The organism is Lysobacter sp. TAB13 (assembly GCF_052113885.1).
Lineage (GTDB): Bacteria > Pseudomonadota > Gammaproteobacteria > Xanthomonadales > Xanthomonadaceae > Lysobacter > Lysobacter gummosus.
This window is the reverse complement of record NZ_JBFRDR010000024.1, coordinates 1-19,969: the sequence shown is the minus strand read 5'-3', so window position 1 is coordinate 19,969 and position 19,969 is coordinate 1. Positions and strand designations below refer to the sequence as shown.

General features: G+C 68.0%; 12 protein-coding genes and 1 pseudogene. 6 read left to right on the top strand and 7 right to left on the bottom strand.

Translation table 11 applies throughout. The features are described 5' to 3' along the window. Positions 1-137: 137 nt before the first annotated feature. The 4 genes from AB4Y92_RS21420 to xseA form a co-directional block, all read right to left on the bottom strand. Positions 138-1,613, bottom strand: coding sequence for an aldehyde dehydrogenase family protein (locus AB4Y92_RS21420; RefSeq protein WP_441821504.1), 1,476 nt, complete (start codon positions 1,611-1,613; stop codon positions 138-140). A gap of 163 nt (positions 1,614-1,776) precedes the next feature. Continuing rightward, a complete protein-coding gene (locus AB4Y92_RS21415; protein ID WP_057942386.1) occupies positions 1,777-3,423 on the bottom strand; it encodes an acetolactate synthase large subunit in 1,647 nt (548 codons plus the stop codon). An 89-nt stretch (positions 3,424-3,512) separates the two neighbouring features. Next, the gene (locus AB4Y92_RS21410) at positions 3,513-3,725 is read right to left on the bottom strand and encodes a DUF6053 domain-containing protein (protein WP_441821545.1); all 213 of its coding nucleotides are present in this window, start codon (positions 3,723-3,725) and stop codon (positions 3,513-3,515) included. Then, a complete protein-coding gene (xseA, locus tag AB4Y92_RS21405; protein WP_441821503.1) occupies positions 3,722-5,065 on the bottom strand; it encodes an exodeoxyribonuclease VII large subunit in 1,344 nt (447 codons plus the stop codon). The genes AB4Y92_RS21410 and xseA overlap by 4 nt, the downstream gene beginning before the upstream one ends. A 337-nt stretch (positions 5,066-5,402) precedes the next feature. Between xseA and ispG the strand changes: the two genes are divergently transcribed. The 5 genes from ispG (at position 5,403) to AB4Y92_RS21380 (ending at position 16,309) form a co-directional block, all read left to right on the top strand. After that, positions 5,403-6,674, top strand: coding sequence for a flavodoxin-dependent (E)-4-hydroxy-3-methylbut-2-enyl-diphosphate synthase (gene ispG / locus AB4Y92_RS21400; RefSeq protein WP_235110030.1), 1,272 nt, complete (start codon positions 5,403-5,405; stop codon positions 6,672-6,674). Beyond that, positions 6,649-7,428 carry a phosphatase PAP2 family protein gene (locus AB4Y92_RS21395; RefSeq protein WP_441821502.1) on the top strand — a complete coding sequence of 260 codons (780 nt, stop codon included), beginning with the start codon at positions 6,649-6,651 and terminating at the stop codon, positions 7,426-7,428. Before ispG ends, AB4Y92_RS21395 begins: the two co-directional genes overlap by 26 nt. A 256-nt stretch (positions 7,429-7,684) precedes the next feature. After that, positions 7,685-11,002 (top strand): S8 family serine peptidase, encoded by a 3,318-nt coding sequence (locus tag AB4Y92_RS21390; RefSeq protein WP_441821501.1) that lies wholly within the window; start codon positions 7,685-7,687, stop codon positions 11,000-11,002. 145 nt (positions 11,003-11,147) lie between these two features. Beyond that, positions 11,148-12,572 carry a YadA-like family protein gene (locus AB4Y92_RS21385; RefSeq protein WP_441821500.1) on the top strand — a complete coding sequence of 475 codons (1,425 nt, stop codon included), beginning with the start codon at positions 11,148-11,150 and terminating at the stop codon, positions 12,570-12,572. Between the two features lie 410 nt (positions 12,573-12,982). Beyond that, positions 12,983-16,309, top strand: a complete 3,327-nt coding sequence (locus tag AB4Y92_RS21380) for a S8 family serine peptidase (RefSeq protein ID WP_441821499.1) — start codon at positions 12,983-12,985, stop codon at positions 16,307-16,309. 84 nt (positions 16,310-16,393) lie between these two features. On the opposite strand, the gene AB4Y92_RS21375 is transcribed toward AB4Y92_RS21380, so the two are convergent. From AB4Y92_RS21375 to AB4Y92_RS21365, 3 genes are all read right to left on the bottom strand, one after another. Then, positions 16,394-16,762, bottom strand: coding sequence for a hypothetical protein (locus tag AB4Y92_RS21375; RefSeq protein ID WP_441821498.1), 369 nt, complete (start codon positions 16,760-16,762; stop codon positions 16,394-16,396). Between the two features lie 340 nt (positions 16,763-17,102). After that, positions 17,103-17,732 (bottom strand): hypothetical protein, encoded by a 630-nt coding sequence (locus AB4Y92_RS21370; protein ID WP_441821497.1) that lies wholly within the window; start codon positions 17,730-17,732, stop codon positions 17,103-17,105. A gap of 14 nt (positions 17,733-17,746) precedes the next feature. Further along, entirely contained in the window at positions 17,747-19,150 is a 1,404-nt protein-coding gene (locus AB4Y92_RS21365) for a pectin acetylesterase-family hydrolase (protein ID WP_441821496.1), read from the bottom strand. Between the two features lie 732 nt (positions 19,151-19,882). Here AB4Y92_RS21365 and AB4Y92_RS21360 point away from each other — a divergent pair. Continuing rightward, a pseudogene (locus tag AB4Y92_RS21360) lies at positions 19,883-19,969 on the top strand (IS1595 family transposase); the annotation flags it as partial.

Here is a 19,969-nt window from a genome sequence, read left to right as displayed (position 1 = left end):
GCCCCCGCGAAGGCGGGGGGCGGATGAGGGTGTTTTGCCGGCTGGGCGTGCCCTCACCCCAACCCCTCTCCCGCTTTGCGGGAGAGGGGTTGATACGGCTGAGAATTGGTAGAACGCGGCTTCGGAGAAGTCCGGGGTTACTTCGCTTCGGTTGGATCTCGTATCACCAACAGCCGCTGCTCGCTCATGTCTTCGATCGCATACCGCACCCCCTCGCGGCCCTGCCCGGAATCCTTGACCCCGCCATAAGGCATGTTGTCCACGCGGAAGCTCGGCACGTCGCCGACGATCACGCCGCCGACATCGAGCCGGTCCCACGCGCGCATCGCATGATCCAATCGCCCGGTGAACACGCCGGCCTGCAAGCCGAAGTCGCTGTCGTTGACCTCGTCCAGGACGCTGTCGAAATCGTCGAACGGCTCGATCACCGCAACCGGGCCGAAGGCTTCCTTGCGGTACAGATCGGCATCGTGCGGCACCTTCTCCAGCAAGGTTGCGGGAATCATGTTGCCGACACGCGGGCCTGCATTGATGCGCTTGGCGCCGCCCTTGACCGCCGCGTCGATCCACGACTGGATGCGCTTGGCCGCGTCCTCATCGACCACCGGGCCGATGAAGGTCGTATCGAAGCGCGGATCGCCCATGCGCAGCGCGCCGATCGCGGCCTTGAGCTTCTTGCGCAGCTTGTCGTAGATAGCGGCATGAGCGTAGATGCGCTGCACGCTGATGCAGCTCTGGCCGCTTTGGTAGTAAGCACCGAACACCAGCCGTTCGACCACGTGATCCAGGCTGGCGCCCGGGTCGGCGTCGATGATGCAGGCGGCGTTGCCGCCGAGTTCCAGGGTGACCTTCTTCTTGCCGGCGCGCGCCTTCAGATCCCAGCCGATCAGGCCGCCGGTGAAGCTCAGCAGCTTGATCCGCTCGTCCTCGACCAGCAGCGAGGCGTCCTCGTTCGAACAGCACAACACCGAGAACGCGCCTTCGGGCAGATCGGTTTCGGCCAGCACCTCGCCGATGATCAACGCGCCGACCGGGGTCTTGATCGCCGGCTTGAGTACGAACGGGCAGCCGGCCGCGATCGCCGGCGCGACTTTGTGCGCGACCAGGTTCAGCGGGAAATTGAACGGGGTGATGAAGCTGCACGGCCCGATCGGCACGCGCTTGACCATGCCGCGATAGCCGCGGGTGCGCTCGGAGATCTGCAGCTCGATGATCTGGCCGTCGCCGCGGGTGGCTTCGCCGGCGGCGATGCGGAAGGTGTCGATCAGGCGGGTGACTTCGCCGCGCGCGTCCTTGATCGGCTTGCCCGCTTCGATGCACAGGGCCAGCGCGAGCTCTTCGAAACGCTCGGTGAAACGGCGCACGCAGTGTTCGAGCACGTCGCGGCGGCGGTCGGGGGTGAACCGCGCCATCGCATCGCGCGCCTTGTGCGCGGCGACGATGGCCTTGCGCACGGCGACCGCATCGGCCATCGCCACGCGGGTGGCGCGCTTGCCGCTGTATTTGTCCAGCACTTCCAGCTCGGTATTGGCCGCGACCGGGCGGTTGGCGAGGTAGTAGGGGTAGCTGGACTTCAGACCCTTGGCGGGTTTTTTCTTGTTGGGCTTGGCCATTGGCTGCTCCTTGAAGGATGAGCGAAGTCGGAGAGGTTCGTCGCTTCGGATGTCGGGGCTGAAGCTCCCTAGCTCCCTTCCACAAAGACCTCGATGCCGCGGAATCTTTTGTGGGAGGGAGCTTCAGCCCCGACCGAGGTCAGGTCGAACGCGGCAAACCGCGTTACTGCACCGCCGAAGCGAGCCTGGGAATATCTTCGTTGAGAATCCGGTCGTCGTCGTTGTAATCGATCGGCACTTCGATCACATCCACGCCCGGCGTATCCAGTGCCTGGCGCAGCAACGGCAGGAACGCATCGCTGGACTCGGGCCGGTGCCCGCGCGCGCCGTAGCTGCGCGCGTAGGCGACGAAGTCCGGATTGCCCAGGTCCATGCCGAAGCTCGGATAGCGTTCGTGCGCCTGTTTCCACTTGATCATGCCGTAGGCGTCGTCGCGCAATACCAGCACGACCAGATCCAGGCCCAGCCGCACCGCGGTTTCCAGCTCCTGCGAATTCATCATGAAGCCGCCGTCGCCGCACACCGCGACAACCTTGCGGTCCGGGCAGACGATGCGCGCGGCGATCGCCGAGGGCAGGCCGGCGCCCATCGTCGCCAGCGCGTTGTCGAGCAGCAGGGTGTTCGGCTCGCGGCAGCGGTAGTTGCGCGCGAACCACAGCTTGTACAGGCCGTTGTCGAGGCAGACCACGTCGCGCGGCGACAGCGCCGCGCGCACGTCGGCGACCAGACGCTGCGGCGCGAGCGGAAAGCGGTCGTCGTCGGCGCGGTCGCGCAGTTGCTCCAGCAGCGCGGCGCGCACGCGGTCGAAGAAGGCGAAGTCCCAGTGCGCCTGCGGTTGCAGGGCTTCCTGCAAACGCCAGACCGAATGGGCGATGTCGCCGACGACTTCGATCTGCGGGAAATACACCGCATCGACTTCGGCGCTGGCGTAGTTGACGTGGATCACCGTGCGCCGGCCTTCGCGCATGAAGAACGGCGGTTTCTCGATGACGTCGTGGCCGATGTTGACGATGCAGTCGGCCGAGTCGATGGCGCGATGGACGAAGTCGTGATCGGACAAGGCCGCGTTGCCCAGCCACAGCGGGCCTTGCTCGTCGAGCACGCCCTTGCCCATCTGCGTGGTGAAGTAGGGGATGCCGAGCTTGGCGACGAATTCGTCCAGGGTCTTGGAGGTGGTCTTGCGATTGGCGCCGGCGCCGATCATCAGCAGGGGATGGCGGGCGTTGGCGATGGCTTCGGCGGCGCGTTCGATGGCCTTGTCCTCGGCCACCGGGCGGCGCGAGAACGAGGCCGGAATCAACCGCGCCTGGGTCGGGTCGGCGGCGATGTCCTGCGGCAGTTCCAGATGCACGGCGCCGGGGCGTTCTTCCTCGGCGCGGCGGAAGGCTTCGCGCACCCGCGCCGGGATGCTGTCGGCGGCGACGATCTGGCGGGTGTACTTGGTCAGCGGCCGCATGGTGTCGACCACATCGACGATCTGGAAATGGCCTTGCTTGCTGGTCTTGATCGGCTTCTGCCCGGTGATCATCAACATCGGCATCGCGCCGAGTTGGGCATAGGCCGCGGCGGTGACCAGATTGGTCGCGCCCGGTCCCAGCGTGGACAGGCAGACGCCGGCCTTGCCGGTCAGCCGGCCGTAGGTCGCGGCCATGAAACCGGCGGCCTGTTCGTGGCGGGTGAGCACGAGTTTGATCGTGGAGGTGCGCATCGATTCGAGCAGGTCGAGGTTTTCCTCGCCGGGAATGCCGAAGACGTATTGCACGCCTTCGGCTTCGAGCGCGGCGACGAACAGGTCGGACGCCTTGGTCATGCGGAACTCCGGGAGCGGGCAGGGCCCGAGTCCGTCGATGCTCGCGCAAACGATGTTAGCGGTGGGCGATGGCGGTGGAACGGTGCGGGCTATGCATGACCGGGTCGCCAGGATCGGAAAAGCCCGATGCCTTGTGAATCAGGCATCGCACAAGCATCGAAGTCTTTTGTAGGAGGGGCTTCAGCCCCGATGCTCTTCGCTCCGATCGCTTTGAATCTCCGAAACCGGTTTGCCGAAGCGATCGGAGCCGAAAGCATCGGGGCTGAAGCCCCTCCTACAAAAGACTTCGATGCATTTTTCAGGACTCGTTGTCCTCGACCCGCACCTTCAACTGGCCGTCGTGCACCCGCGCGGTCAGGCGATCGCCGGGGGCGGCGTCGAGGACGCTGCGCACGACGCGGCCGTCGCCGCGCTGCAGGATCGAATAGCCGCGCGCGACCGTCGCCAGCGGACTGATCGCCTCCAGCGAACGCGCCAGCCCGCGCAGGCGCAGGGCGTCGCCGCGCAGGCGCCGCGCGATGGCGGCCTGCGGGCGCAGGGCGAGGGCGCCCAGGCGCTCGCGCAGGCGGGCGATGCGGCGCTGCGGATGATGCGCGCGCAACACCGCGTCGGCGTGGCGCAGGCGCGCGCCGTCGCGTTCCAGGCGCAGGCGCCAGGCTTGCTCCAGTCGGCGCAGCGCATCCTGCTGGCGCGTGCGCAACGCGGCCAGCCGCGCCTGCGGCCGCAGCGCGTTGAGGCGCAGGCCGGCGCGGTCGGTGCGCTGCATGGCCTGACGCAGGCGTTGGCTGTGCAGGTTGTGCAGGCGCGCTTCGAGCACGCGCAGGCGATGCAGCAGATCCTCGCGTTGCGGCACCAGCAATTCGGCCGCCACCGACGGCGTCGGCGCGCGCACGTCGGCGGCGAAGTCGGCCAGGGTGAAGTCGGTTTCGTGTCCGATCGCCGACACCACCGGCACGGCGGAGGCGGCGATGGCCCGCGCCAGGCGTTCGTCGTTGAACGCCCACAAGTCTTCCAGCGAACCGCCGCCGCGCGCCAGCACGATCACGTCATAACGCTGCGCGGCCTGCGCGCGCATCAGCATCGCGGTGATGCGTTCGGCGGCGCCGTCGCCCTGCACCGGCACCGGCAGCACCTCGGCCTGCGCCAGCGGGAAGCGTCGCGCCAGCACGCTCAGCACATCGCGCACCGCCGCGCCGCTGGGCGAGGTGATGATGGCGATGCGCGCGGGGAACCGCGGCAGCTCGCGCTTGCGCTCGCTGTCGAACAGGCCTTCGGCCGTGAGCCGCGCCTTGAGTTCCTCGAACGCGCGCCGCAGCGCGCCTTCGCCGGCCTCTTCCATGTGGTCCAGCACCAGCTGATAGTCGCCGCGCGCTTCGTACAGGGTCAGGCGGCCGCGCGCGAGCACGCGCAGGCCTTCGCGCGGGACGAATTTCAGCCAGCTGCTCTTGGGCTTGAACATCGCGCAGCGGACCTGGGCGCGGGCGTCCTTCAAGGTCATGTACAGATGCCCGGACGACGGCCGCGACAGATTGCCCAGTTCGCCCTCGACCCAGATCAGCGGGAAGGTGTCCTCCAGCAGATTGCGCGCCAGGGTGTTGAGCTGGCTGGGGGTGAGGACTTCGTCGGGCTGGCTGGGGGGCATGGGGTGCTGATCGACCTGGGGCGGGTTTGGCGAGGCGACGCGGGGCCTTTGTTCGTCATTCCCGCGAAAGCGGGAATCCAGCGACTTTCGTGCGGGTGACGTCAAAGTCGCTGGATTCCCGCTTTCGCGGGAATGACGGCTGGGAGAGGGACGGGGACTCGATGCCCAACGTCCGATATCCGGTGCCGCGGAGACGATGGTATCGCGTGCGGCAGCCCTGGGCCGTTTCGGCGGCCGCGGCGACCGCCAACAACGGCAAACCCCCGGCACCACAGCGTTTCCCCGCGCTTCACCCCCGCGACACGAAAGCCGCGCGCCCCGGCGTTACAATACCGGCATGAATTCAGATGCCGTCTTGCCCTGCGCCCATTCCGGTTTCGGCCCTCTGCCGCGACGCCTGACCCGCGCGGTCACGGTCGGCGGCGTTCAGGTCGGCGGCGGCGCGCCGGTGGTGGTGCAGTCGATGACCAACACCGACACCGCCGATGTCGCCTCCACCACCAAGCAGGTCGCCGAACTGTGGCGCGCCGGTTCGGAACTGGTGCGGATCACGGTCAACACTGTGGAAGCCGCCGCGGCGGTGCCGCGCATCGTCGATAAGCTGGCGATGATGGGCATCGAGGTGCCCATCATCGGCGACTTCCACTACAACGGCCATCAACTGCTCACCGCTGAGCCCGCCTGCGCGCAGGCCCTGGGCAAGTACCGCATCAACCCCGGCAACGTCGGCTTCGGCAAGAAGAAGGACAGCCAGTTCGCCACCCTGATCGAGTTCGCGATCAAGTACGGCAAGCCGGTGCGCATCGGCGCTAACTGGGGCTCGCTGGACCAGGCGCTGGCTACCCAGCTGATGGACGAGAACGCCGCCCGCGCCGAACCCTGGGACGCCGGCCGGGTGCTGCGCGAGGCGCTGATCCGCTCGGCTCTGGACTCGGCCGCGCGCGCGGTCGAGCTGGGCCTGCCGGCCGATCGCATCGTGCTCAGCGCCAAGGTCAGCGGCGTGCAGGAACTGATCGCGGTCTATCGCGAACTGGCCCGCCGCGGCGAGTACGCGCTGCACCTGGGCTTGACCGAGGCCGGCATCGGCAGCAAGGGCATCGTCGCCTCCAGCGCCGCGCTGGGCGTGCTGCTGCAGGAAGGCATCGGCGACACCATCCGCATTTCGCTCACGCCCGAGCCGGGGCAGTCGCGCAACAACGAAGTCATCGTCGCGCAGGAACTGCTGCAGACCATGGGCCTGCGCGCGTTCACGCCGATGGTCACCGCCTGCCCGGGTTGCGGCCGCACCACCAGCACCTTCTTCCAGGAACTGGCGCAGACCGTGCAGGAGCATGTGCGCGCGAAGATGCCGGAGTGGAAGATCACCCATCCGGGCGCGGAGAACCTCACCCTCGCGGTGATGGGCTGCATCGTCAACGGCCCGGGCGAATCGCGTCACGCCAACATCGGTATCTCGCTGCCGGGCACGGGCGAGACGCCGTCGGCGCCGGTGTTCGAGGACGGCGAGAAGACGGTGACCTTGCGCGGGGAAAACATCGCGCAGGAGTTCGTCGCGCTGATCGACACCTACGTCGAACGCAATTATGGCGCCCGCCTCGCAGGCGCCTGATTCCCGCGCGGCCGCGCAGCCTCCGGCGGCGGCCAACGAAGACCGGGCCGCGCTCCGCCGCGGTCCCGGCGACAGCGCGGTCGAGCAAGAGGCGCGCTTCGGCCTGGCGCTGCTGCGCCGCCACGGTTGGCGCCTGCTGCTGGTGTTCGCCGGCCTGCTGCTGCCGCTGTGGGGCTTCGCCGAACTGGCGGACGAAATCCACGAGCAGGAAGCCATCGTTTTCGATGAGCCGCTGCTGCAGTACGCCCACAGCCTGGCGCGCGACGGCTTCGACCGTTTGTTCGTGATCGTCTCGCAACTGGGCTATCTGTACGGCGTGGTGCCGTTCGATGTGCTGCTGGTCGCGGTGCTGACCGTGCGGCGGCGTTTTCGCGAAGCCAGCTTCGCTGCGATCGCGCTGGCCGGTTCGGGCCTGCTCAATATCGCCGCCAAGCAATTCTTCGCGCGCGAGCGGCCGTCGCTGTGGGATTCGATCGCGCCCGAACACAACTACAGTTTCCCCAGCGGTCACGCCATGGGCTCGATGACCTTGCTGGTCACCCTGGCGCTGTTGAGCTGGCCGACGCGCTGGCGCTGGCCGGTGCTGGCGGTGATGGTGCCGTTCGTGGCGCTGGTGGGGTTCTCGCGTCTGTACCTGGGGGTGCATTACCCCTCCGACATCCTGGCCGGGTGGGCGGTGGCTACGGCGTGGGTGGTGGCGACCTATCTGGTGGTCTACCGCGGCGGGCTGCTGAGCCCGTGGCGCAAGCGCTGAGCCCGGCCTAGCGCGAAGTCAAGCGGCGACGGCTGTCGATACGACCGTTCGTCCGAGAAACACTTGATCCGTTTATCAGAAGAGCGCCCCGGCAGGTGGGGGGGTGTTGGCCTGTCCGCGTTGGCATTAGAGGGGAGCGCACTCGGCACTGATCGTGTGCCGGAATCGAATCGCATCCTGATCACGGGCCATCGCGCCCGCGCCGAGGCGCGGGTGCGGCGGATTGCTTTGCACACTGAAGTGGGGGACGTTTCAGATGCACAAGGTGTTTAAGAAGACTTCGATCGCGCTCGGCGTAGCGGCCGTGGCCGCCATAGCCGGCGCGAGCGTGCTGAGCCTGTCCGGGGGGACGGCCGGCAACGCCGCTATCGGCGCGGCGCCGGCGCCGACCGGCGTCAGCAGCCTGGAGAACAAGAGCCAGCGTTACATCGTGCTGTACAAGGACGCGCCGCTGAGCACCTACAAGGGCAGCGTGCAGGGGCTGCCGGCGCCGGCGCGCCTGGAAGGACGCGGCGCGATGACGGCGATGTCCGGCCCGAGCGAAGGCCGCATCGACGTCAAGAGCGTCAACGCGCGCAACTACGTCCGCCATCTGGACCAGTTGCAGAGCGGCTACGAGCAGCGCATCGATCGCGCGCTCGGCCGTCAGCTGCGGATCGAGCGGCGCATGCGTCACGCCCTCAACGGCATCATCACCACGCTGTCGCAGAACGAAGCGGCCAAGGTCGCCTCGATGCCGGAAGTGATGTTGGTCGAGGAATACCGCGAATACGAAATGGCCACCGATACCGGCCCCGCGCTGATCGGCGCGCCGGCGTTGTGGAACGCCACGCCCACCGGTTTCCGCGGCGAAGGCATGGTGATCGGCGTGCTCGATTCGGGCATCAACTTCGGCAGCCCGTCGTTCACCGCGATCGATGAAACCGGTTATCAGCACATCAATCCGCTCGGCGCCGGCCACTACCTGGGCACCTGCGCGCCCGGCGGCATCGACGAAGGCCGTTGCAACGACAAGCTGATCGGCGGCTACGATTTCGTCTGCGCCTCGCGCGCCAACCAGTGCGGCCAGCCCGACATCCGCGAAGAGCCCGGTTTCGGCGACACCAACGGTCACGGCAGCCATGTCGCCTCCACCGTCGCCGGCAACGTGCGCACCGCGACCTTCCGCGGCCGACAAGTGCATATGTCCGGCGTGGCGCCGCGCGCCAACATCATCGCTTACGACGTGTGCTACACGAAGGTCTCGACCAGTCAGGGCCTGTGCCCGAACGTGTCGGCGGCCGACGCGGTCGATCAGGCCATCGCCGACGGCGTGGTCGATGCGATCAACTACTCGATCGGCGGCGGCGCCAATCCGTGGAGCGAAGCGGTGTCGCTGGCGTTCCTCAACGCCACCGACGCCGGCATCTACGTCGCCGCCGCGGCCGGCAACGACGGCCCCGGCCCGGCCACCAGCGGCCATCTGGAACCGTGGACGGCGACCACCGCCGCGGCCCAGCACGGCCGCGGCGATTTCGTCTATCTGTTGCAGGTTACCGGCCCCGGCGCGGTGCCGGCGCCGTTGCAGACCGTGCAGTTGTCGGAAGGCACCGGCGGCGTCGCGTTCACGGCCGCGCTGCCCGGCACCACGCCGCTGCGCGTGAGCGCCGGCATCAACGGCGCAGACGACGGTTGCGCCGCGTATCCGGCCGGCACGTTCCAGGGCGCGGTCGCGGTGATCCGCCGCGGCACCTGCAGCTTCGCCATCAAGGCCACCAACGCCGCGGCGGCCGGCGCCACCGCGCTGGTGGTCGTCAACAACACCGCAGGCGGCATCATCCCGAGCGTTCCGGGCGCGACCATTCCGGCGTTCGGCATCACCCAGGCCGACGGCAACGCGATCCGCGATTTCTCCGCCGCCAACACCAACACCTCCACCGCCGGCATCGGTTATCCGCCGACGCCCTTGCCGAACACGCCCGACGTACTCGCCGGCTTCAGCTCGCGGGGCCCGGCCGGCAACTTCGATCTGGTCAAGCCCGACATCACCGCGCCCGGCGTGGCGGTACTCGCGGTCGTCGCCGGCACCACCATCAGCGGCAGCGAGAACGAGATCGGCCTCAAGGACGGCACCTCGATGGCTTCGCCGCACCATGCCGGCGCGGCGTTGCTGGTGCGTCAGGCGCAACCGACCTGGACCGTGGCCGAGGTCAAGTCGGCGTTGATGATGACGGCCAAGCAGGAAGTGTTTAAGGAAGACTCGGTCACCCAGGCCAACGCCTTCGCCATGGGCGCCGGCCGCGTGCAGGTCGATCAGGCGATCAAGGCCGGCCTGGTGCTCAACGAGACCACCGCCAATTACCGCGCGGCCAATCCGGCCACCGGCGGCGATCCCTCGTCCTTGAACGTGCCCAGCATGGGCAAGGCCAAGTGCCCGAACAGCTGCAGCTTCACCCGCACCTTCCGCAACACGCTGAGCACGCGCCAGACCTGGAACGTGCGCGGCGAGGGACTGAGCGTGGTGGTGACGCCGTTGTCGCTGGTGCTCAATCCGGGCGAGAGCAAGGCGGTCAAGGTGACCGTGCTCAGCGGCTCGCTGCCCAAGGACGGCTCGTGGAACTTCGGCAAGCTGGTGCTGACGCCGCAGGGCGGCAACACCGCGCAGCCGACGCTGCGTCTGCCGATCGCGGTTTCGGTGCCGCCGCCGGCGATCGCGCTGGCGCCGGACCAAGTGGCGTTGAGCCTGACCGCGGGCGCGACCGGTTCGGTCAACTTCCGCATCGACAACGCCGGCGGTTCCGCGCTCGATTACCAGATCGATAACACCGGTTCGGGCACGCGCACTTACGTCAATGCGCCGGTCGGCGCGGTTAGCAGCGGCTTCCGCAGCACCCAGTACACCGATCCGGCCACCGCCGGTTCGCCCGGCCAGTACTCCTCGGACGATTTCACCGTCACCGAAGCGACCCAGATCACCCGTCTGTACACGGAAGGCTTCGTCTCCAGCGGCCAGCCACTGGCGACCACGTCCACCGGTCTGACCTGGATGATCTACCGCGACAGCGGCGGCAATCCGGAAGGCAATCCGCAGACCAGCCCGGGCACGGCCGTGTGGAGCTATTCGTCGGCGCCGACCGGCAACGGCGTGGCCATCAACGGCGCGCACATCACCTTGAACCTGGCCGCGGCCGGGCAGAACGTGAACCTGGCGCCGGGCCGCTACTGGTTGATCGTGTACTCGCGCAGCACCTTCGCCAACCGTTGGGTGTGGTTCGCCTCGAACACCGGCGACACCATCTTCCGCGCGATCACGCCGGGCACCGCCGGCACCGGCGCATGGACGGCCAGCACCGGTTTCGCCGGCCAGGCCTTCAACGTGCAGGGCGCCAACGCCTGCGGCGCGTCGTGGATCGGCGCGCCCGATCGCGCGTTCGGACGGCTCAACCCGGCCACCGGCATCAACACCCAGGTGCAGATCAGCGCCGCGGGTCTGACACCGGGCCCGCGCGTGGGCTTCGTGTGCGTGTCCAGCAACGATCCGCTGCGTCCGAAGGTCTCGGTGCGAGTGGCGTTGACGGTGACGCCGGCGCCGTAAGCGCGGCTATCGAGCCGATCGCGCAACGCAGCGCTGAGCCGCTGCGTTGCGCTCCTACATACGGGCCGGCATCCGGCCGGCCCGTTTCCGCATTCGACGGGTCGGCGCGCGCATGCGCCGCGATCCGCACGTTCCAGGGGATTACATGAAGACCATGCAGCCTTCCATTCTCGCCGTCGCCCTGTTGCTGGCCAGTTCGTCCGCATGGGCCGGTTCGGCCTGTCAGCTCGACGACGGCCTGGGCAACGTCAACACCGGCGGCGCCACCGCCAACGGCGTCGATGCCACCGCTTGCGGCAACGGCGCCAGCGCCGGCGGCTTCGGCAGCGTCGCGGTCGGTTCCGGCGCGCAGTCGGCCGGCGATCTGAGCATCGCCGTGGGCCAGGGCAGCGCCGCCAGCGGCCAGGCCAGTTCCGCGCTCGGCGCCGGCAGTACCGCATCGGGCGATCAGAGCACCGCCAGCGGCATCGGCAGCACCGCCAGTGGACTGGGCAGCGTCGCCACCGGCACCGGCAGCACCGCCAGCGGCGAGCAGAGCGTGGCCGCCGGCAGTTCGGCCAGCGCCAGCGGCGTCAACGCCACCGCGATCGGCGCTAGCAGCAGCGCCGGCGGCGCCAACGCCACCGCGCTGGGCAACACCAGCAACGCCAGCGGCGCCAACAGCGCCGCGCTCGGCAACAACGCCAGCGCGACCGCGGCCGACAGCGTCGCGATCGGCGGCAACTCGGTCGCCGACCGCGCCAACACCGTTTCCTTCGGCGCCGCCGGCAGCGAGCGGCAACTGGTCAACGTCGCCGCCGCGACCCAGGACACCGATGCGGTGAATCTCTCGCAGCTCAACACGCTGAGCGGCGCGCTCGGCGGCGGCGCCAGCTTCGGCGGCGGTGTGTTCACGCCGCCGACCTATGTGATCCAGGGTTCGAGCTTCAACGACGTGGGCTCGGCATTCGGCGCGGTGGACGGACGCTTGACCGATCTGTACGGCCGCATCGCCGCGATTCCTGCCGGCCCGCAAGGCCCGGTCGGTCCGCAAGGTCCGCAGGGCCCGCAAGGCGCGGCCGGCACTGGCGGTTCGGCGTTGTCGGCGAACTACACCGACGCATCGAAGACCCAGCTGGCGTTGGAAGGCGCCGGCGGCACGCGCGTGTCCAACGTCGCCAACGGCACCGCCGCGACCGATGCGGCGAACGTGGGCCAGGTCCAGGCCGGCGATGCGCAGACGCTGCGCAGCGCCAACACCTACACCGATTCGCGCGTCGCGCAGATGCTGGCCGCGCCGACCGAAGCGGTGAACCGTTTGCGCGACGACATGAACTGGCGCTTCGCCAAGCAGGACGAGCGCATCGACAAGATGGGCGCGATGACCGCGGCGATGGTGCAGATGTCGGCCAGCGCCTCGGGCCTGCGCACGCAGAACCGCGTCGCCGTCGGCGCCGGTTTCCAGGGCGGCGAGCAGGCGCTGTCGATCGGTTATCAGCGCGCGATCAGCGATCGCGCGACGGTGACCGTGGGCGGCGCGTTCAGCGATTCGGAAAGCTCGATCGGCGTCGGCGCGGGTTTTGGCTGGTAACTACGCGATCGCTGCACGCGGTGTCGCGAACAAAGGAGCGCTTCGGCGCTCCTTTGTTTTTTGCGCATGCGCAACGAGACAACAGAACTTCGTGCAATTCATAAACATGACGTTTCAATGCCGAAACATGCGCGATGGGCATCTGTAACCAAAGTTAAAATGTGCGCATGATCACGCCGTAACTTTCCCGCCTCGCGCAGTGTGCGCGCAGGGCAGGAAGGTTCGGCCCGGCGCGTGCGGATGCGCCGGGCGTTACGGGAAGGACGGACGGCCGGGGCCGCGATCGCGGTCGGGCGCACGGACGATGCTGACCGACGCCGATTCCTTCTTCCCCAAACTGGACCGCGACGTGCCTGGAAGGGGGGCAGGCGTGGGGCGGTGTCTTCGCGCAATTCGTGGAGGACCTCTCGATGCCCAACGTAGTCAATCGATTGACGATCGCCGTCAGCCTGGTAGGCCTGGCCGCGCTCGCAGGAGCCGCCGTTCGCGGCCTGAGCAACGACAGTCCGGCCGATGCCGGAACCATCGGCGGCGCGCCGCCGCCGCAACGCGCCGACAGCGCGTTGGAAACCCAGACCAGCCGTTACATCGTGTTGTTCAAGGAAGCGCCGCTCAGCACCTATCACGGCGAGGTCGCCGGATTGCCGGCGCCGCAACGCCTGGCCGGCGCGCAGAACGCCAACAGCGCCGCGGCCGCCAAGAGCGCGGGCGGCGGCACCGGCGGGCGCGTCGATGTGCGCAGCGCGCAGGCGCGCAGCTACGTGCAGCATCTGGACCAGGTGCAGCGCGATCACGAAAGCGGCATTCGCGCCTTGATCGGCCGTCCGCTCAATATCGAACGACGCATGCATCACGCGGTCAACGGCGTGATCACCCGCATGAGCCAGAACGAAGCCGCGCGCATCGCCAAACTGCCCGGCGTGGAACTGGTCGAGGAATACCGCGAGTATCCGCTCGCCACCGACGTGGGCCCGCAGCTGATCGGCGCGCCGGCGTTGTGGAATTCCACTCCGGCGAATTTCCGCGGCGAAGGCGTGATCGTCGGCGTGCTCGACACCGGCATCAACTTCGGCAGCCCGGCGTTCGCCGCCATCGACGACACCGGCTATCACCACGTCAACCCGAACGGCAGCGGCAATTACCTGGGCACCTGCGCGCCCGGCGGCGTCGATGAGGGACGTTGCAACGACAAACTGATCGGCGGCTACGACTTCGTCTGCGGCCCGCCCGGCAACACCTGCGGCATTCCTGGACTGCGCGAAGAGCCCGGTTTCGGCGACACCAACGGCCACGGCAGCCACACCGCCTCGACCGCGGCCGGCAATGCCTGGACCGCGAACTTCAAGGGCCGCGACGTGCGCATCTCCGGCGTCGCGCCGCACGCCAACGTGATCGCCTACGACATCTGCTACACCATCGCCGCGACCAACCAGGGCCAATGCCCCAACACTTCGGCGGTGGCGGCTGTGGATCAGGCGATCGCCGACGGCGTGGACGTGATCAATTACTCCATCGGCGGCGGCGCGTCGCCGTGGGGCGAGTCGGTTTCGCTCGCCTTCCTCAACGCCTCCGACGCCGGCATCTACATCGCCGCGGCGGCCGGCAACAGCGGCCCGGGCGCCAGCACCATGGGCCACCAGGAGCCGTGGACTTCGACCACCGCGGCGGCCCAGCACGGCCGCGGCACCTTCGCCTATCTGCTGCAGGTCACCGGCCCCGGCGCGGTGCCGCCGGCCTTGCAGGCGGTGCAACTCACCGAAGGCGTGTCCGGCGCGCCGTTTACCGCCTCGCTGCCGCCGACCACGCCGCTGCGCGTGAGCGCCGGCATCGACACCACCGCCGACGGTTGCGCCGCGTTCCCGGCCAATGCGTTCCAGAACGCGATCGCGGTGATCCGCCGCGGCACCTGCAACTTCACCGACAAGGTCAACAACGCCAAGAACGCCGGCGCCGTCGGCGTGGTGATCGCCAACAACCAGGCCGTGGTGGTATCGCCCAGCGTGCCCGGCACGACGATCCCGACCTTCATGGCCGCGCAGACCGACGCCGACGCCATCCGCGATTTCTCCGCGGGCAACGCCAACACTTCCACCGCCGGCATCGGCTTCCCGCCGACGCCGATTCCGAACACGCCCGACGTGCTGGCCGCCTTCAGTTCGCGCGGACCCACCGATGGCCTGGATCTGATCAAGCCCGATGTCACCGCGCCCGGCGTCAACGTGCTCGCGGTGCTGTCCGGCACCACGGTCAGCGGCTCGGAGAATCTGGTCGGCCTGCTCAGCGGCACTTCGATGGCCTCGCCGCATCAGGCCGGCGCCGCCGCGCTGCTGCGTCAGGCGCGTCCGAGCTGGACCTCGGCGGAGATCAAGTCGGCGTTGATGATGACCGCCACGCCGAAGGTCTTCAAAGAAGATGAGGTCACTCCAGCCGACGCCTTCGCGATGGGCTCGGGCCGCATCCAGGTGGATCAGGCGGTGCACGCGGGGCTGGTGCTCAATGAGACGACGGCGAACTTCCTCGCCGCCGATCCGTCCACCGGCGGCGACGTGTCCGCGTTGAATCTGGCCAGCCTGGACAAGCGCGAGTGCGTCAACAGCTGCACCTTCGAGCGCACCTTCCGTCACGCCGGCAACGGCCTGCAGTTGTATCTGGTGCAGGTCAAGGGCGTGCAGGGCATCGCGTTCCCGCCGCTGTTGCTGTCGGGACCGGGCCAGACCACCAAGCTCAAGGTGATCGTGCTGAGCAACTCGTATGCGAAGGACGGCGCGTGGCATTTCGGCCAGGTCGAACTCAAGCCGCTGATCGGCCGCGACTCGCCGCAGCTGCACCTGCCGATCGCCATCGCGGTGCCGCCGCCGCAGATCGTGCTCACGCCCGAGCAGGTGGCCCTGAGCCTGCCGGCCGGCAGCCGCGGTTTCGCCGATTTCAGCATCGGCAATCGCAGCGCGTCGGCGCTGGAGTTCCAGATCGACAACACCGGCACCGCCTCGCGCACGGTCACGCACTCCACGGCCGAAGGCGTCAACAGCGGTTTCCGCAGCACGCTCTACACCGATCCGGCCACGGTCGGCTTGCCGGCGCAGTTCTCGGCGGACGATTTCGTCCTCACCGACAGCACGCGCCTGTCCAAGCTGTTCTCGGAAGGGTTCGTGTCCAGCGGTTCGTCGCTGGCGAGCACCGCCACCAGTCTGAGCTGGAGCGTGTATAGCGACAACGCCGGCAACCCCAGCAGCAATCCGCTGGCCGGCGCGGCGGTGTGGAGCTATACCGCGGCGCCGAACGCGGCCGGGGTGAAGATCGACGGGGCCAACATCACCCTGGATCTCGCCGCCGCCGGACAGAACGTGCAATTGCCGCCGGGCCATTACTGGCTGGTGGTGCACGCGCGCACCAGCTTCGCCAACCGTTGGGTGTGGTTCGCCTCCAACGTGGGCGACAGCCAGTTCCGCACCATCGCGCCGAACGCGAGCGGGGCGGGCAGCTGGATCGCCGGCGCCGGTTTCGCCGGGCTGGCCTTCGACATCCAGGGCGAAAGCGCCTGCGGTGCGCCGTGGATCGGCGCGCCGACGCGCGCGTTCGGCCGGGTGCCGGCGCAGGGCAGTATCGCCAACCGAGTGCGCATCGACACCCGTGGCCTCGCGCAGGGCGCGCACATCGGTTATGTGTGCGTGGCCAGCGACGATCCGGTGCGGCCGAAGGTCGCGCTGCGGGTGGCGCTGACGGTGACGCCGCGCTGATCGCGGGGTCTTGATCGTTCGACGACAAGCCGGGCCCGTTCGCGGGCCCGGTTTTTTTATTGTTCGCGCATCACGGCTGCGTGCTTACCACTCGCGCCATTGCTCGGTGATGTCTTCCTCGCGCTGCACCGCGCCGGCCTGCGCGGCCGCGCCCAGGATCAGTTCGCACAATCCTTCGCGCTGGTCGGTTTCGATCAGGTTGTAGCCGCAGCGGGCGTTGAGCGCGTTGAGCGCCAGCACGGCCTGCTTGATCGCCGCCCGTCCGGCGATGCGGTCGCCCTGGGCCGCGACGATGGCGTCGAGGAAACGGTCGATGATGCGCTCGCACTCCTCGATCTCGCCGTCGCTGTAACCCGCATCGGCGCCGTCCTGGGCGAGGTCTTCCTTATAGCTGCGCATGCCGTCGAGGATCTCGCTTTTCAGCTCGACGTAATCGTTCGTTTCCACCTGCATCGGGTTCCTCGGTTCGGCCAGGGCGCGTGCTGCGCGCGCGGTGTGCGCGGGCCGCCGCCGCACGGCGGCGCGGCCTCGCGGGGTCGAGTGTATCGGCGCGACATTGCAGACGATGGAAGCCGCGCGGGCACCCGGTCGCGGTCCCGGCGTGACCGGCATCGATGCTTGGGCAGGGCGCGGCGTGGGCGCATTGACTCGGCGCGCCGGGCGTGATCCGGAGGGGGCGGCGGTGTCGTTTTCGCGGGCAAATACGCCGCGGGGCTGGGGCAGGCTTCGCGGCAGCCTCGCGCGCTGCCCCCTCCTGAAAGGGGGACTTTTCGTGACTACCGGCGGCGGTTGGTCACCGGTAGATCCGCTCGCGCTCGGCCTGCAGGCGCTGGCGCAGGTACTCGTTGCGGGTCAGGCCGCTGGGGATGACCTGCATCGCCATGACCTCGGCGACCACGATCTGTTCGCGCTGCTTATAGCTTTGAAAGCGCGGATCGTGTTGCTGCTGATCCACCCATTGCTGCTCGCGGCGCTGCGCGTCGGCGCGATAGCGTTGCGCCAGTTGCTGCACCATCGCCTTTTGCTGGGACGGATCGGCCACCGTGGCCTGGATCAGGCCGATCCGCAGCATCAGGCTTTCGCCGGCCGACAGTTCGCGCGCCTGTTCGTAGCCGTCGATCTCGTGTTGCAGCGTCTGCGCGCGGCGTTCGCGTTCGACCGGGCCCAGCGAGGAGGCGTCGCGGAAAAAATCGCGGGCCTCGTTCTGGAAGCGCTGGCGTTGTTGATAGCTGCGCGCTTGCGGCGTGGCGAGCAGACTCTGCAGCGGCGTGCCGCGGCTGGCGTTGGCGATCGCGGTGACCGCGGCCGGCGCCGGCGTTGTGTCGGCGCGGGCCGGATACATCGGCAGCCAGCCCAGACTGACCGCCGTGGCGAACGCCACGACGGTCAGGGCCAGGCCCAGCATGACTGGATTGCGTTTCATGCCGTCATCGCCCGTCAGGCCAACAGCTGATCGACCAGCCAGTACAGCAGGTTGAACGGCTTGGCCTTGTCGGCCGCATCGCTGGCTTCGCTGGCGTCTAGCACCTTGCCGTTGCCGTCCAGAACGCTGTCGATGAAGTTCTTCAGCTCCAGGTTCTGCGCCTGCACGTCGCCGTTCTTGAAATCGACGATGGTCGTGCAGTGGCTTTCGTTCAAGGCGCGGTACTGCGGGAAATAGCCGCCGAAATTGTCCAGGCCGTTCAAGCGCGCGGCCAGCCGCTGGGTGTCGGTGCCCCACTTGGCGTGGATCAGCGCTTCCTTGGCCGCTTGCGTCGGCGCCTGCTGGATGTCGTCGTGGAAACGCTCATACGAATACGACGAATAGTTCAGGTCCTGCCAGAAATGCGTCTGGCCCAGGCGATCGTTGCGGTGCTTATTGGCCAGCGCGGGATAGATCGAGCCCAGTTCGTTGAGATCGATCTGCGGCAGACCCGCGGCGAGGAAGGCCAGCGGGCCGTTCGGCGCGTCCAGGCCCCACACTTCGCGGATCTTGCTCATCAGCGGCTGCGAGGGATATTCGGCCGGATTGCCGTTGCGCGGGGTGGGGAAGATCGGGCCGGAATCGTCGATCAGGTAGGCGCTGGTGGGGGCCAGATCGCTGCGCACCGAGTCGTAGGAGATCAGGCTGCCGGCGCCGCCGGCGCTGCAGCCGGTGCTGAGCATCTGGCCCGGACGCGGCAGGTTGTCCTTCAGCCATGCGGTGATCGCGCGCGTGTTGCGCAGGCCGTTGTGGTGCCACACCAGCGGCGGCTTCTGCCCGGTGGGATCGTCGTACACCGCGACCTTGTCGCCGCTGTAGATATCGCCGGTGCAGTAGGGCACGTAGACCATGTTCCAGCCCTGGGTCTTGACCGCATCGAACGGGCTGACGCGGGTCACGAACGGGCTGACCAGGCTGGCGCCCGGATTGAGCAGCTTCATGTAGTCGTCGGGCACGCCGTTGGGATTGCGCGCGCCGCGCACGCCGGTGGCGCCGGTGCAACTGGCGTAGTCCCAGCACGCGCCGCCGCCTTCCATGTAGATGATGGTGTTGGTGGTGTTGGGGACGCGATTGACGAAGACCTTGTACGGCGAACCGTTGCCGCAGATCGCGCCGGTTTCCGCCGGCAGTTGCACGGTCTGCCATTGGTAGTACGCGGCCGGATCGAATCCGTCGGCGCGTGCGGTATCGCGGCTCAGCAGCGGGTATTGGCCGGTGCGCTGCGCGGGTTGGACCTTGTTGTTCGCCTTGGGCGGCGAAATCAGGTTGCGGATCGTTTCGAAGAAACCGTAATCGCCTTGCTCGGCCTGCGAGGGCAGGCTGGACAGGGCGACGGCGCCGCCCAGAAGGACGACGGCCACGTGACGGCTCAGTGCCATGATGTCTCTCTCCTTTGATCGTCATGAAGGGAGGAGGCAAACGCGCTCCGGCGCGTGCTAGGGCATGCGCGCGACCGGGTTCCCCTCCGTACTGCAGCGTCTGGATAGCCGTGGGGGCGTGAAGGGTCAACCGCGATACGGCGTGTTTCGTCGTGCGGGGGCAGATTGACCGCGAATGCGGCTGCCGGTGACCGCTATTGCCCCGTTGCGCGTCACGGAAACCGCTGTCGCGCGAAGCGGGTTCTTGCGCTGCAGCATGTGACTGACATCGACGAATGCGCGGACGTGTCGTGGGTCAAGCCGGTTGCGTGATGTGGCGTCGTGGTAGCGGTTGTTGCTGGCGGTGCCGTTGCTGTTGCCGTTGCTGTTCCCCCCTTTGAAAAAGGGGGGCAGGGGGGATTCGCTCTTGCTCGCCCATCACCGCAAGAGCAAATCCCCCGCGCGATGAAAGCAAGTTCAAACATCGAACCAACGCAGCGCGCCGCCCCCTTTTTCAAAGGGGGCGAATTGACGCGCTTGTTCGAAATCGCTGCTGTTGCTGTTGCCGTTGCTGTTCCCCCCCTCTGAAAAAGGGGGGGAGGGGGGATTCGCTCTTGCTCGCCCATCACCGCAAAGAGCAAATCCCCCGCGCGATGAARGCAAGTTCAAACATCGAACCAACGCAGCGCGCCGCCCCCTTTTTCAAGGGTCTTAGGAAGCAAAGCTGTCCCATAACGCAGCTATCTTCCTGAAATGCAAAAGAAAAACAGGTACTACAGCCGTTCGAAAATCAGCGAGGCCCGATTTCGGGCGCTCGTGCGCTGTTGGGCACTGGATCTC

Bases quoted from the DNA above. Each gene is read 5' to 3' on its own strand.
- AB4Y92_RS21395 (WP_441821502.1), top strand. From the start codon at position 6,649: ATGGCGCCCGCCTCGCAGGCGCCTGATTCCCGCGCGGCCGCGCAGCCT.
- AB4Y92_RS21365 (WP_441821496.1), bottom strand. From the start codon at position 19,150: ATGGCACTGAGCCGTCACGTGGCCGTCGTCCTTCTGGGCGGCGCCGTC.
- AB4Y92_RS21375 (WP_441821498.1), bottom strand. From the start codon at position 16,762: ATGCAGGTGGAAACGAACGATTACGTCGAGCTGAAAAGCGAGATCCTC.
- AB4Y92_RS21420 (WP_441821504.1), bottom strand. From the start codon at position 1,613: ATGGCCAAGCCCAACAAGAAAAAACCCGCCAAGGGTCTGAAGTCCAGC.
- AB4Y92_RS21415 (WP_057942386.1), bottom strand. From the start codon at position 3,423: ATGACCAAGGCGTCCGACCTGTTCGTCGCCGCGCTCGAAGCCGAAGGC.
- AB4Y92_RS21390 (WP_441821501.1), top strand. From the start codon at position 7,685: ATGCACAAGGTGTTTAAGAAGACTTCGATCGCGCTCGGCGTAGCGGCC.
- AB4Y92_RS21385 (WP_441821500.1), top strand. From the start codon at position 11,148: ATGAAGACCATGCAGCCTTCCATTCTCGCCGTCGCCCTGTTGCTGGCC.
- ispG (WP_235110030.1), top strand. From the start codon at position 5,403: ATGAATTCAGATGCCGTCTTGCCCTGCGCCCATTCCGGTTTCGGCCCT.
- AB4Y92_RS21380 (WP_441821499.1), top strand. From the start codon at position 12,983: ATGCCCAACGTAGTCAATCGATTGACGATCGCCGTCAGCCTGGTAGGC.
- AB4Y92_RS21370 (WP_441821497.1), bottom strand. From the start codon at position 17,732: ATGAAACGCAATCCAGTCATGCTGGGCCTGGCCCTGACCGTCGTGGCG.
- xseA (WP_441821503.1), bottom strand. From the start codon at position 5,065: ATGCCCCCCAGCCAGCCCGACGAAGTCCTCACCCCCAGCCAGCTCAAC.